This is a genomic window from Variovorax sp. W1I1, from assembly GCF_030815625.1.
GTDB lineage: Bacteria > Pseudomonadota > Gammaproteobacteria > Burkholderiales > Burkholderiaceae_C > Variovorax > Variovorax paradoxus_C.
This window is the reverse complement of the sequence record NZ_JAUSWZ010000001.1, coordinates 1,588,430-1,601,266: the sequence shown is the minus strand read 5'-3', so window position 1 is coordinate 1,601,266 and position 12,837 is coordinate 1,588,430. Positions and strand designations below refer to the sequence as shown.

Annotated in this window: 10 protein-coding genes; 6 read left to right on the top strand and 4 right to left on the bottom strand. The window is 68.0% G+C overall.

Annotated features, from left to right (window positions below; translation table 11 throughout):
• Positions 1-113: 113 nt before the first annotated feature.
• From QFZ83_RS07495 to QFZ83_RS07475, 5 genes are all read left to right on the top strand, one after another.
• Positions 114-827: a GntR family transcriptional regulator gene (locus tag QFZ83_RS07495; RefSeq protein ID WP_307504486.1), complete on the top strand. Its 714-nt coding sequence runs from the start codon at positions 114-116 to the stop codon at positions 825-827.
• Positions 824-1,699, top strand: a complete 876-nt coding sequence (locus tag QFZ83_RS07490; protein WP_307504483.1) for a phytanoyl-CoA dioxygenase family protein — start codon at positions 824-826, stop codon at positions 1,697-1,699. Before QFZ83_RS07495 ends, QFZ83_RS07490 begins: the two co-directional genes overlap by 4 nt.
• A gap of 4 nt (positions 1,700-1,703) precedes the next feature.
• On the top strand, positions 1,704-3,065 hold the full coding sequence (locus QFZ83_RS07485; protein ID WP_307504480.1) for an NAD(P)H-dependent oxidoreductase: 1,362 nt from the start codon (positions 1,704-1,706) through the stop codon (positions 3,063-3,065).
• A 167-nt stretch (positions 3,066-3,232) separates the two neighbouring features.
• A complete protein-coding gene (locus QFZ83_RS07480; protein ID WP_206174314.1) occupies positions 3,233-3,595 on the top strand; it encodes a YciI family protein in 363 nt (120 codons plus the stop codon).
• Positions 3,592-4,824 carry an RNA polymerase sigma factor gene (locus QFZ83_RS07475; protein WP_307504477.1) on the top strand — a complete coding sequence of 411 codons (1,233 nt, stop codon included), beginning with the start codon at positions 3,592-3,594 and terminating at the stop codon, positions 4,822-4,824. The genes QFZ83_RS07480 and QFZ83_RS07475 overlap by 4 nt, the downstream gene beginning before the upstream one ends.
• Positions 4,825-4,860: 36 nt before the next feature.
• On the opposite strand, the gene QFZ83_RS07470 is transcribed toward QFZ83_RS07475, so the two are convergent.
• The 4 genes from QFZ83_RS07470 to QFZ83_RS07455 all read right to left on the bottom strand — a co-directional run bounded on the left by QFZ83_RS07470 (position 4,861) and on the right by QFZ83_RS07455 (position 10,126).
• The gene (locus tag QFZ83_RS07470; RefSeq protein ID WP_307504475.1) at positions 4,861-6,564 is read right to left on the bottom strand and encodes a hypothetical protein; all 1,704 of its coding nucleotides are present in this window, start codon (positions 6,562-6,564) and stop codon (positions 4,861-4,863) included.
• A 47-nt stretch (positions 6,565-6,611) separates the two neighbouring features.
• Positions 6,612-7,358 carry a hypothetical protein gene (locus QFZ83_RS07465; protein ID WP_307504472.1) on the bottom strand — a complete coding sequence of 249 codons (747 nt, stop codon included), beginning with the start codon at positions 7,356-7,358 and terminating at the stop codon, positions 6,612-6,614.
• A gap of 147 nt (positions 7,359-7,505) precedes the next feature.
• Positions 7,506-8,312 (bottom strand): AraC family transcriptional regulator, encoded by an 807-nt coding sequence (locus QFZ83_RS07460; RefSeq protein ID WP_307504469.1) that lies wholly within the window; start codon positions 8,310-8,312, stop codon positions 7,506-7,508.
• Positions 8,313-8,656: 344 nt separating this feature from the next.
• A complete protein-coding gene (locus QFZ83_RS07455; RefSeq protein ID WP_307504467.1) occupies positions 8,657-10,126 on the bottom strand; it encodes a serine hydrolase in 1,470 nt (489 codons plus the stop codon).
• Positions 10,127-10,211: 85 nt separating this feature from the next.
• Between QFZ83_RS07455 and QFZ83_RS07450 the strand changes: the two genes are divergently transcribed.
• Positions 10,212-12,821, top strand: a complete 2,610-nt coding sequence (locus QFZ83_RS07450; RefSeq protein ID WP_307504465.1) for an FtsX-like permease family protein — start codon at positions 10,212-10,214, stop codon at positions 12,819-12,821.
• Positions 12,822-12,837: the final 16 nt, after the last annotated feature.

The window sequence follows — 12,837 nt, the reverse complement described above, 5'->3', positions numbered from 1 at the left end:
TTCGAGCTTAGCGGTGGCTTACGTTTTTTTGCAGCCCCCATGGGTAAAAACCCGGTTGGTGCGGCGGCACAGAAGTTCGTACTCTGTATACAGAGTTCAAAGAAAGCCACCCCATGCCCGCCCAGCTCGTCAGCATCGAAGTCGCGCCCGACCTTGTCGACCAGGTCTATCGCGCCCTGCTCGGCGCCATCAGCAGCGGCTCGCTGGCGCCGGGCGAGCGCATCACGCAGGAAGACATCGCGCAGCGCCTCTCGGTGTCGCGCCAGCCGGTGCTGCAGGCGCTGCGCCTCCTGAAGAAAGACGGCTTCGTGCACGACGCGCCCGGCCGCGGCGTGCTCGTGGCCCCGCTCGATGCCGAGGGCATGCGCCACATCTACCAAGTGCGCGGCGTGCTCGACGTGTTGGCCGCGCGGCTCGCGGCGCAGCAGCGTTTTCGCATCGACTCCAAGCTCATCGAGCGCGGCCGCCGTGCCGCACGCGGGCGAAACGTCGAAGCCATGATCGATGCCGACGTGGCCTTTCACCGCGCGATCTACGACGCCTCGGGCAACCCGCTGATCGGCCAGAGCGCCGATCCGCACTGGCGGCACCTCCGCCGTGCGATGGGCGCAGTGCTGCAGGCCGAGCCCCAGCGCGAATCGCTGTGGGACGAGCACGAAGCCATCGCCGACGCCATCGCGGCAGGGAACGCAGACCGCGCCGCGCGCCTGAGCGAAGAGCACGTCGCGCAGGCCAGTGAGGCATTGGCCCGGCGCCTGACGCAACAGCAAGCCCGCAACGCAACCGACACCCCCACCCACAAAGCCCACAAAGGAGACAAGGCATGAAGCTGACCCCCGAGCAACGCGCGCAGTTCGAGCGCGACGGCTACCTGTTCTTCCCCGGCCATTTCTCGCCCGAAGAGACGAAGACGCTGACCGATGCGGTGCCCGATCTCTACAGCAAGCGCGAGGCCTTCAACGTGCGCGAGAAAGGCTCCGACGCCGTGCGCACGAACTTCGCCGCGCACCTCATCAGCGAGCCCTTCGCCAGGCTCGCGCGCCATCCGCGCATGGTCGGGCCGGTGATGGACCTCTTCGAGGAAGAGGTCTACATGCACCAGTTCAAGATCAACGGAAAGATGGCCTTCGAAGGCCAGGTGTGGCAGTGGCACCAGGACTACGGCACCTGGCTCAACGACGACCTGATGCCGACCGAACGCGCGATGAACGTCGCGATTTTTCTGGACGACGTGAACGAGCACAACGGACCGCTGGTGTTCATTCCGGGCAGCCACCGCAAGGGCGTGGTCGATGCGAAGCATGACCTCACGACGACGAGCTATCCGCTCTGGACCGTGGACAACGACCTGATCGCGCAACTCGTGGATCGAGCCGGCGGCAAGGAAGGCGGCATCGTCTCGCCCAAGGGCCCGGCCGGTTCGATGATCCTCTTCCACAGCTGCCTCGTGCATGCCTCGGGCAGCAACCTCTCGCCCTTCAACCGCGTGGCGGTGTACCTGAGCCTGTGCGCCGTCAGCAACCACATCCGTCGCCACAAGCGCCCCGAGTACATCGCGCATCGCGACTTCACGCCCATCGAGATGCTGCCCGACGACTGCCTGCTGAAGCCCTACCCCGTCGATGTGCCCTGGAAGAACGGTCTGCCCGAGAGCGCCCTGCAGACCTCGCTCGAAGTCCTCGACACCGCGGAGGCCTGACCCCATGAGCCTTTACAACCGCCTGCAGCAGCGCGCCGCCGAAGGCCGCCCCATCCGCATCGGCCTGATCGGCGCCGGCAAGTTCGGTTCGATGTACCTCGCGCAGATCCCGCGCACGCCCGGCGTGCAGCTCGTCGCGATTGCCGACCTGTCGCCCGATGCGGCGCGCGTGAACCTTGCGCGCGTCGGCTGGAAGCCCGAACGCACCGCCGCAGGCTCGGTACAGGAAGCCATCAAGACCGGCAACACCTGGATCACCGACGACTGGCAGGCCGTGACGCGCGAGCCCTCCATCGACATCGTGGTCGAGTGCACCGGCCACCCCATCGCCGCCGTCGATCACTGCCTCGATGCATTCGCGCACGGCAAGCACGTGGTCAATGTGACGGTGGAGGCCGACGCCTTCTGCGGCCCGCTGCTCGCGCACAGGGCGCAACAGGCGGGCGTGATCTATTCGCTGGCCTTCGGCGACCAGCCGGCGCTCATCTGCGACCTGGTCGACTGGGCGCGCACCTGCGGCTTTCCCGTGGTGGCGGCCGGGCGCGGCCACAAGTGGCTGCCGCACTTCACCGAATCGACGCCCGAGACCGTGTGGGGCAACTACGGCCTCACGCCCGAGCAGGCGCTGCGCGGCGGGCTCAACCCGAAGATGTTCAACAGCTTTCTCGATGGCTCCAAGCCCTCCATAGAAAGCTCGGCGGTGGCCAATGCCACCGGCCTCGGCGTGCCGTCGGACGGCCTGCTCTACCCGCCCGCGAGCGTGGAAGACATTCCCTTCGTCACCCGCCCGAAGAGCGAAGGTGGCGTGCTGGAGCGCAAGGGCATGGTCGAGGTGATCTCCTCGCTCGAAGCCGATGGCAGAAAGATCCCCTACGACATCCGCATGGGCGTGTGGGTCACGGTCGAGGCCGAGACCGACTACATCAAGAACTGCTTCGAGGAATACAACGCCCACACCGACCCGAGCGGGCGCTACTTCACGCTCTACAAGCGCTGGCACCTCATCGGCCTGGAGGTCGGCATGTCGGTCGCGAGCGTGGCGCTGCGCGGCGAAGCGACCGGCGTGGCCACCTGCTGGAATGCCGACGTGGTCGCCACCGCCAAGCGCGACCTCGCGGCGGGTGAAATGCTCGACGGCGAAGGCGGCTACACCGTCTGGGGCAAGCTGCTGCCGGCCGAGCGGTCGCTGCGACTGGGCGGCCTGCCGCTCGGGTTGGCCCACAACGTCAAGCTCGTTCGACCGGTGAAAAAGGGCCAGAGCCTGAGCTGGGCCGACGTGGCAATCGACACCTCGACCGCCGCCTACAAGCTGCGCAGCGAAATGGAAAGCATGTTCTCGGCGGCTGTCCAGACCCAGGCAGCCTAAAGGCGTACCAGCCGAAAGAAGTAGGTAGCGCAACCGTTGCGCCAAACGAATTTCGCGTAAAAAATAATCTGCACGACACGGAGCTTCCGTGTCGAAATGACCGGCGGCGGGCCGTCATTGTGGTGAGCGCTCTTGCTCAGCAAGCTTTTCCTTCACGGAGAGACACCATGCAGTACATGTTGATGTTCTATCAGCCCGCGGCCGAATTCGAACAGCGCGACGACGCGTCGTCCCAGGCCTACCGGTCCAGCTGGATCGCGTATGCCGATGCGGTGCGCCAATCGGGCGTCGCGCTCGGCGGCCACGGCCTCTTTCCACCCATGACCGGCACCACCCTGCGCGTGCGCGGCGACAAGCGCCAGGTGCAGGACGGCCCTTTTGCCGACACCAAGGAGCAGCTCGGCGGCTACTTCGTGGTCGATGTGCCCGACCTCGATGCCGCGCTCGAATGGGCCGCGCGCGCGCCCTGCGCCAGCAGCGGGGGCGTGGAGGTACGGCCGGTCTTCACGGCCACGGCAGCCACATCGTGAACGACCCGGCGGCTCATCAGGCCGCCGAAAAGGCGGCGCGCGAGTCGTACGGCCGACTGCTGGCGATCTTGTCGGCGCGCACGCACGACATCGCCGCCTCCGAAGACGCGCTTGCCGACGCGTTCGCGCGCGCGCTCGAACGCTGGCCGGCCGACGGCATTCCGGACCAACCCGATGCGTGGCTGCTGAGCGTGGCGCGGCACCGCAAGCTCGACGCCTGGCGCCACACCCGCGTGCAGGACCAGGCCACCCAGACCCTGCTGCTCCTGGCCGGCGAAATGGACGAGGCCAGCGCCGAAGGCACCGCCGTGCCCGACGAGCGGCTGCGCCTGCTCTTCGTCTGCGCGCACCCGGCCATCGACGCCGCGGCCCGCGCGCCGCTGATGCTGCAGACCGTGCTCGGCCTGGACGCGGCGCGCATGGCCGGCGCCTTTCTGACCGCGCCCTCCACGCTCGGCCAACGGCTGGTGCGGGCCAAGGCGCGCATCCGCGCGGCGGGCATTCCCTTCGAGTACCCCGAAGCGCGCGACCTGCCGCAGCGCCTGCAGGACGTGCTCGACGGCATCTACGCCGCTTATGGCACCGGCTGGGACGACGTCGACGGCGCCGATGCGCTGCCGCGCGGCCTCACGTCCGAAGCCATCGACCTGGGCCGCATCCTCTGCCACCTGATGCCCGACGAACCCGAGCCGCTGGGCCTTCGCGCGCTGATGCTCTTCTGCGAAAGCCGCGCCGCCGCCCGGCGCAGCGAGGCCGGGGCGTATGTGCCGCTCGACCAGCAGGACACCTTGCGCTGGGACCCCGACCTGCTCGCCGAGGCCGAGCGGTGCCTGCGGCTGGCATCGGAGATGAAGTCCCTCGGGGCGTACCAGTTGGAGGCGGCCATCCAGTCCGCCCATTGCGAACGGCGCGTGGGCGCGCCAGTGGCGCCCGAGGTGCTGGTGTCGCTGTACGAAGGCCTGCTGGCCTTGCGGCCCAGCATCGGCGCGCAGGTGAGCCGCGCCTGCGCGCTTGCGAATGCGCGCGGGCCGGATATTGGACTGCGAGCGCTCGAAGCGATTCCCTCGGACGAGGTGGCGAGCTATCAACCGTTCTGGGCGGCGCGCGCGCACCTGCTGGCGGCAGGGGGCGCGCGAGGGGCGGCGCGGCAGGCCTACGACCGCGCGATCGGGCTGAGCTCGAATGCCGCGGTGCGCAGCTATCTGGGTGCGATGGCCGACCGGCTTTGATGCGAAAGCGCCCGAGCCCGGCTCATCGCACTGGACTCAACCGAAGGCGTGGAACCAGCTCAGGACCGTGCCCAGCAAGCTGCCGCCGCTGAACGACTCCCCGGGAGCCCCGACTTCCTTCAACACCGGAAAGCTCTGGGGGCTCTGTGCGCTGATGAGGTTGCTCAGGAAGAAACCTACGTCGCCGTTGAACTCGGGTGCGATTCGTCCACCGTCGTCGCGCAGGTTCCCTGCACGCGAGATATCCGTGCCCGCGAACGTGAGTGGTGTCACCCCATGGCTGCCGAGGACCAGATAGCGAGACCACGGCATGTAGTACCCATAGTTGGGAAGCGGGCCGAGGTTGGCGCGCACCAGATCCATTTCCTTGGTGAAGAGCTTCAGGTTCGCATCGCGCAAGGCGCTGCCTGTCAGTCCGGCGACTTCGGCGTTCTGCCCACCGCCGAAGGCGAAACCGGGGATGACCAGGTCCTGCTGGAAACTGCTCAGGCCGAAGCGGTCTTCGGCATACCGTCTGGAAAGCACCTTGTTGAGGTTGCCGGTGTCGCCGCCACGGCTCTTCAAGAGCTCGACCTTCTCACCGGTGGCCTTCTCCCAGCGCGCGATCAATCCCTCGGCTTGCCCTGCGTATTCCGGGTGGCCGGGCGTATTGGCATCGGCGGCCGTGGGCTTCTGGAACCATCCCCACGCGTGGGTGACCTTCTGCCAGAACTTCACCGCGGGCGTCTTGTCGAGATCGCTCGCCAGGATTTCTTCATCGGGTTGGTAGACCGCCCCCGGAAGGATCGGGCTGGCATCGCTGAACATCGCGGCCCGCGTCTTTTCGCCCGCCAGGGCCTCCCGGATCATCGGGTAGTTGGCCAACGACGAATAGCCGCCTGCGCTGACGCCATAGACCAGCAGTTGCTGGATCGATTTCTTGCCCGACAGGCTCTCGGCAAATTTGTTCTTGCGCAGGAACTCCATCGCAGCCCGCACGTTGTTCAGGCCGTTGAAGTTGACCTTCTTGCTGTTCTGCGGATTGCTCGGGTCCTCGAGCACCCTGAAGCTCGCACCCGCGTTGACGTCGCCGGTGCAGTACGGAAACACCAGCTTGGTCCATCGCTGCGTCTGCGGCTGCGAAGTGAGCTTCAGAAAATTCGTCCAGCTTCGGCCGTCCAGCGTGCCCGAGCCTCGCCCGAAGATGAAATACGCGGCCGCATCGGCCAGGAATGTATTGCCGTCCAGCACCGGCGAGGTGAGAGCGGTTGCCGTCTTGGTCAGAATGCCGTCGCCCTGGATGTAGCCCGACGGCAGGCCATCCGGATTGGATGCGCCGAGCTTGGCGCCCGGCTTGCACGACTCGAAATCCCAGCACGCGCCGCCGCCTTCGAAGTCGACCAGCACCTTGTCGCGCATGCTCGCCTCGGAGGCGATCTTGTAGTACATCCGATAGGGCGTTCCGTTCAGGCAGGACGCGCCCGAGCTGGCTGGAAACGTGTACTCCACCCAGGTGTCCAGGTCGGCGGTCCACACCGGACCGGACGCGGGCACGACGGCCTGCCCCGGCTTGTAGCTGGACTTGAGCGCATCGTTGTACTTGGCCGTCGACTCGTCGATGAACGCTTGCGCCTCGGCCCTGCTCTTCTGGGCCGTCGGGGCTGCGGCCGGCGCGGCGCCGGTGGTGGTGGCGATGGTGGCCATCGAAAGCATGAAGGCCAGCGCGGCCGCCAACCTCCAGAGTGTTCTTGTTCGGTGCATGGTTGCGTGTCTCCTTCGTTGTGGATGGGGTCGAATCGATCGGTCGATCAGTAGTGGCGCTGGCGGATCTCGAACTCGCGCTGCGCCATCGCCGCTTGCCGCGCCTCGGGGTCGGCAACCGAGGACTGCACTTCGCTGACCATTCGGTCGCGCTCCTGTGCATAGCTCTGGAAGCGGGATTCAGTGATGGGCTCGGGTCCCACGAGCTGCCTGGCATGCGCCTGCAGCGAAGCCGTCAGGCGCTTGGTGAGTTCGTCGCGCACCACCGGGTCCGACTCTCCGATCTGGAGCAGCGCCGTGGTGGTGACCAGGGCTTCGCGCGGAAGAATCTCGCCCTTGGCCACATGCTCGGGCAATTGGTGCAGAACCTCGTAGGACTCCTGCCGCCGCTCTTCGTCGCTCAGGCTGGGAAGCACTTCGGCGAGAACGTTCATCCGGTCGCGAAAGCGCGCCAGCTTGACGAGGCGATCGAGCTCTTCTTCGAGGTCCTTGCCACTGCCGGCAAGGTCGCGCTTGAGCTGGTCGATGTCGAGGCCACGTTCCAGAGGACCGGCCGACAAGAGATAGGGCGAGGCGCCCGGTGCGAACGGCTTGTACCCGGCAGACCGCTGCGCAAGCACGACGCCTGCCTGTGCCGCCGTTTGCGCGCTGGTCGATGCGGGGCCGTTGTGCTGTGCCGCGGTGCTTGCCTCTGCATTGCCCTGGTCGGCAAACAGCAGCCAGAGCACCAGGACGGCGGTGACGATGCCGACACCCGCGATCAACATGCCGCCAGTCGGAAAACGAAATTTCATGCGAGTTCTCACTTGTCTCCAGTTGCGCTTGGATGCCTCTCTGGGCACGCGTGGAGACTAGTCAGCAAGGTCCTTGCTGACTTGAACGAAGGTGCTGAATTCAGGTCCGGTCACCCCCGCCTGAACCCGGGGGGCGGCCTCTGGGCGCTAGGCCGCGCCGGCCAGTGAACGCCAGGCGTCGGGCGTGTGGCCGTCCGTCACCACCTTCACCTGCCGCACCAGGAACGAAGGCTGCAGGCCGAATGAATCGCGGAATGTGCGGCTCATGTGCGCCGCATCCGAAAAGCCGCTGGCCAGCGCGATGTGCGTCAGCGGCTGGCCGTCGGCCAGTTGCACGCTGGAACGCCGCAGCTTGCTCCACAGCAGGTAGCGCTTGACCGACAAGCCGACTTGCTCGCGAAACAGATGACTCAGGCGCCCGCGCGACAGACAGGCCATCGCGGACAGGTCTTCGCGCTGCAGCAAGCTCGGATTCGTGCGGATCAGCTGCAGCAGGCGTTCGATGCGCGGATCCATCTGCTTCGAAAGAGCGGTCGATCCGGTGACCGCGTCCACCATGCAATGGCTGAGCGACCGCAGCTGCGCATCGCAGAGCACGCCGTGCAGTGCCGGCTCGAAGCCCTCTCGCAAGACACCGAACACACGCGCGTCGAGCGGCACGATGCCACGTCCGCCCATCCACGCTGAAAACATGCGGTAGGTGCTCGATGCCGGATCGAGATTGATCGAGATGAGTCCGCAGCCATCGGCGTCGAGCCGCCGCGGAACGTCCGGCGCCACCACCGCCGCAGCGCAATGCGCGCGCGTACCGTCGCGCGCTTCCAGGGTGAATGGATGCCCGCTGATCGATGCGAGCAATGTCAACGCCGGACGGGCGGTCAAGCCCGACTGGATGGCCGGCGTGATGTAGATGAAGCCGTCATCCCACAAGTGCAGCAGGGTCTGTTCGCTCATCGCATGAACGCCTCGCACGGCCCGCTGTGGATCTGACGACCCGAAGATCCCCTGCAATCGCCATTCATGGGCAGACCTGCCTTTTTGTCTTCTGCTTTGTTGTCTGCCATGCGACGACCGCATGGCACCTTCCGGAAACGCCCCGCAGTGTAGGCAGCACGAGGCTGGGGCCGTGTGGGGTTAGTGCCTAAGCAGAAAGAGTCGCCCGATGCTTTTGCAGGCCTTGGAAGCGGGCTCCCGCCACTCGTGGTGAATGCCGGTCGCGGTTTCGGTTTCGGTTTCGGTTTCGGTTTCGGTCCGATCGTGAACAAGCTCCGCGCCAGCCTGACTCAAGCGCGCATGCATCACTCCTGAGGTGCGTCGACCGCCGCTCCTACGCGCCGCCCCTCAAGCTGGCTGCCCCCCTGCGCCAGCGTCACCCCCACCACCACATTGCCTTCACCGCGCTGGAACACGATCTGCGCACCGATCGTCGCCACCGCGAAACGATCGGGGCCTGTAGGCACGAGCGCGTTGTAGCCCCGCCCCGTCTCCCGCACCAGCAGCCGCCCGTTGCGCACCGTGAAGCCCAGCGCCTTCGTCTTGCTGATGCGGTACTCGCCCTTGTAGTCCTCCAGCCGCTTCGGATCGACCGGCACTTCGGTCGTCGACACCGGATAGCGGCTCTTGCCGATCGCCAGCATCACCGGCTGCAGCGGCGCGCGCGCGTTGCTGCTGAGCACGATGAGCGCTTCGCCGGTGTCCGGCGCGATCAGCCACAGCGTGCGGTAGCCCTCGGTGAGGCCCGCGTGCCAATAAGTGCGGCGTCCGCCCTCGGGGCCGCGCACCATCACCGCATAGCCGATCTCGGCGCCCTCGTAGTGCGCGAGCGGCGTGAGCATGCGTGCGGCGGCCGGGCCCAGCGGGCCGCTCGCACCGGCGAGGACGGCGCGGCTGAAGGTCATCATGTCGGCCGCCGTCGAGCGCAGCGCGCTGGCCGGCGCGTAGGCGATCATGTCCAGCAGGGGCTGGCGGCGGTCGCCGGCGAAGGCCGGGGCCATGCGCGAGGCCTTGTCGCCGAGCGGGATCACGGTGTCGTTCATGCCCAGCGGCTCGGTGATGCGCGCGCGCACCAGCTCGCCCCACGAGGTGTTGTAGCGCTCGGCCAGAATTTGCCCGAGCAGCGCCATGCCGAAGTTGCTGTACGCGGCTTCGCACGGCGCCGCGGGCGCGGTGAGCTTGATGCGCGAGAGCGCGGCCCAGAACATCGGCCTGTCGAAAGTGCGCAACTGCTCGGCCAGCGGCGCACCGCCTGTCACGCCATCGGCCATCACGGGCATGCAGCCCGTGTGGGTGACGAGCTGCTTCAGCGTCACCGCGGCGGCCGCGGGCGGCACGCCCTGGACCTTGCCTGCGAGCACCTTGCCCACGGTGTCGTCCAGCTTCAGGTCGCCGCGCTCCACCGCCTGTGCGAGCAGCAAGCCCGTAAAGACCTTGGTGACAGAGCCGATCTCGAACATCGGCTGCTCCGCGCTGTTGGCCTCGATGGGGCGCGGGGGCGAAAGCGGCTCGGGGTTGTAGGCCGCGCCATACGAGGCCTTGCCGTTGCGCAAGAGGCCGATGACCAGCGTTCCGCGTTCGGCCCCGAGCGCCGCCTTGGCCAGCACGGCCGGGTCGCTCGCGAGGGACAGCGGTTGCTGCTGTTGTTGCTGCGGCGGCTGGAGCTGGGCAGCGGCGCTGCCGGCCAGCAGCGGGGCAAGAAGCCAGGCCGCGAACCAGCGGCGGCGCACCACCGGGAACATGTCTATGGACAAGGCTGAGGGCAGGAGCCGCATCGTCGAATTCCTCGGGGCGTCATCGAAAGAGGCGCCATCGTGCCACGCCGATGTAACAAAGGCATCCCGCGGCCACAATCGCTGAATGCGTGCATTGCTCACCACCTTCTCCTGGCAGGAACTGCGCCACCACCCCTGGCGCAACGCGGCGGCCGTGCTGGCCGTGATGCTGGGCGTGGCGCTTGCGTTTTCGGTGCAGCTCATCAACGCCTCGGCGCTCGATGAGTTCTCCAGCGCGGTGCGATCTGTCAACGGCCAGCCGGATCTCGAAGTGCGCGCGGTGCAAGGCGGCTTCGACGAAGCCGTGTTCGCGCAACTGGCGCAGCATCCGCAGGTGACGCTCGCGAGCCCGGTGCTCGAATTTCAGGGCCTGGCCCTCGCCAGCGGCGAACGGCAAGTGCCGATGCGCGTGATCGGCGTCGATGCATTGGTGCTCCCGACCATCGCGCCCGCGCTGATGCCGCAGCCCGCGGCCGGAGCGGACCGCTTCGCGCTCTTCGCGCCGGGTCATGTCTTCCTCAACGCCGCAGCGCGCAGCGTGCTCGGCCTGCCCGCGCAAGCCGGCGGCGACACCACCGAGACGGTGCAATTGCGCAGCGGCGCCACATGGCACCGCCTCGGCGTGGCAGGCCACGTCGCCGCCAGCGGCACGGCGCTCGCGGTGATGGACATCGCGGCCGCGCAGGACCTGTTCGACCAGGTCGGGCGCCTGAGCCGCATCGACCTGCGGCTCGCGCCAGGCACCGACCGCGCAGCCTTCATCGATGCGCTGCAGAAGTCCCCTGGCTGGCCCGCGGGCGTGCAGTTCGCGGAGCCCGGCGATGCGGCCGAGCGCGTGAGCAACCTGTCGCGCGCCTACCGCGTCAACCTCACGGTGCTGGCGCTGGTGGCGCTGTTCACAGGGGCGTTTCTGGTGTTCTCGGTGCTCGCGCTCAGCGTCGCCAAGCGGGCTCAGCAGTTCGCGCTGCTCGGCGTGCTCGGCCTCACGCCGCGCGAACGGCTGCGGCTGGTGCTGGCCGAATCGCTAGTGCTGGGCGTGATCGGCAGCGGCGCGGGCCTGGCGCTCGGCACCGCGCTCGCGGCCTTCGCGCTGCGGGTGCTGGGCGGCGACCTGGGCGGTGGGTACTTCGAAGGCGTCGCGCCCAAGCTGCATTGGAGCGGCGGCGCGGCGTTGCTGTACGGCGGACTCGGCGTGGCGGCCGCGCTGGTGGGCGGCTGGTGGCCCGCGCGCGCCGCACAGGCGCTGCCCGAGGCGCAGACGCTCAAGGGCCTGGGCGCCGCGCCCACGCAGAGCCGCAGCCATTGGCTCGCGCTCGGGCTGATCGCGCTCAGCGCGGCGCTGGCGAACATTCCGGCCATCGGCGGCATTCCGGTGGCGGCGTATCTCTCGGTTGCGTGTCTGCTGGTGGGCGGCATCACCGCCCTGCCCTGGCTGATCGCATTGCTGTACGACCGCATCGCGCCCGCGTTCGCCGAGCGCGTGCTGCCGATGCTCGCCATCGAGCGCGCGCGGCGCATGCGCGGCACGGCGGCCGTAGCGGTGAGCGGCGTGGTCGCGAGCCTGAGCCTCGCGGTCGCGCTCACGGTGATGGTCGCGAGCTTTCGCGATTCGGTGACGCACTGGCTCGACGTGGTGCTGCCGGCCGACCTGTACGTGCGCGCCACCTCGGGCGGCCGCGGCGGCAACAGCGGCGGCACGAACAGCACCGACACCGCGACCTTTCCGCCCGCGTTCGTGCAGGCGCTGGCGCAACTGCCCGGCGTCGCGCGCACCGGCACGCTGCGCACGCAGTCGCTGCAGCTCGATCCGTCGCAGCCGGCCGTGACGCTGATCGCGCGCAGCCTGGAAGGCAGCGCGTCGCAATCGCTGCCGCTGCTGGGATCGGCATTGCCCGTGCCCTCGGGGCAGATCGGCATCTACGTGAGCGAGCCGATGGTTGAGCTCTACGGCGCGAGGCCGGGCACGGCCTTCGCGCCGCTGGCCGTCGCGCTGTCGGCCAGCGCGCTCCCGACGAAAGCCACGCACACCTATTTCGTGGCCGGCGTGTGGCGCGACTACGCGCGGCAGTTCGGCGCGATCACGATGGATGCGCGCGACTACGAGCGCATCACCGGCCAGCGCGACGTGAGCGACATCTCGCTGTGGCTCGCACCGGGCGCATCAGAAGGCGAAACGCAGACCGCCGTGCGCGCGCTTGCGGCGCGCCAGGCAGACGGGTCACCCGATTCGGTCGAGATCGCCTCGGTCGGGCAGATCAGAGCGACATCGCTGCGCATCTTCGACCGCAGCTTCGCGGTGACTTATTGGCTGCAGGCCGTGGCCATCGCCATCGGCCTCTTCGGCATCGCCGCAAGCTTCAGCGCGCAGGTGCTTGCGCGGCGAAAGGAATTCGGGCTGCTCGCGCACCTCGGCTTCACGCGGCGGCAGGTGCTGGCGGTGGTGGCGGGCGAAGGCGCGGCGTGGACCGCCATCGGCGCCGTGGCCGGGCTGGTGCTCGGCCTCGCGGTGTCGGTGGTGCTCGTGAAGGTGGTGAACCCGCAGAGTTTCCACTGGACGATGGATCTGCTCGTGCCGTGGGCGCGGTTGATCGCGCTCTGCGGCGCGGTGGTCGTGGCCGGCACCGTCACCGCGTGGCTCGCGGGGCGGGCTGCCGCGGGCAAGGATGTGGTGCTGGCGGTGAAAGAGGACTGGTAGCCCCTCCTCTTTCACG

Bases quoted from the DNA above. Each gene is read 5' to 3' on its own strand.
- QFZ83_RS07485 (WP_307504480.1), top strand. From the start codon at position 1,704: ATGAGCCTTTACAACCGCCTGCAGCAGCGCGCCGCCGAAGGCCGCCCC.
- QFZ83_RS07460 (WP_307504469.1), bottom strand. From the start codon at position 8,312: ATGAGCGAACAGACCCTGCTGCACTTGTGGGATGACGGCTTCATCTAC.
- QFZ83_RS07470 (WP_307504475.1), bottom strand. From the start codon at position 6,564: ATGCACCGAACAAGAACACTCTGGAGGTTGGCGGCCGCGCTGGCCTTC.
- QFZ83_RS07455 (WP_307504467.1), bottom strand. From the start codon at position 10,126: ATGCGGCTCCTGCCCTCAGCCTTGTCCATAGACATGTTCCCGGTGGTG.
- QFZ83_RS07450 (WP_307504465.1), top strand. From the start codon at position 10,212: ATGCGTGCATTGCTCACCACCTTCTCCTGGCAGGAACTGCGCCACCAC.
- QFZ83_RS07465 (WP_307504472.1), bottom strand. From the start codon at position 7,358: ATGAAATTTCGTTTTCCGACTGGCGGCATGTTGATCGCGGGTGTCGGC.
- QFZ83_RS07480 (WP_206174314.1), top strand. From the start codon at position 3,233: ATGCAGTACATGTTGATGTTCTATCAGCCCGCGGCCGAATTCGAACAG.
- QFZ83_RS07490 (WP_307504483.1), top strand. From the start codon at position 824: ATGAAGCTGACCCCCGAGCAACGCGCGCAGTTCGAGCGCGACGGCTAC.
- QFZ83_RS07495 (WP_307504486.1), top strand. From the start codon at position 114: ATGCCCGCCCAGCTCGTCAGCATCGAAGTCGCGCCCGACCTTGTCGAC.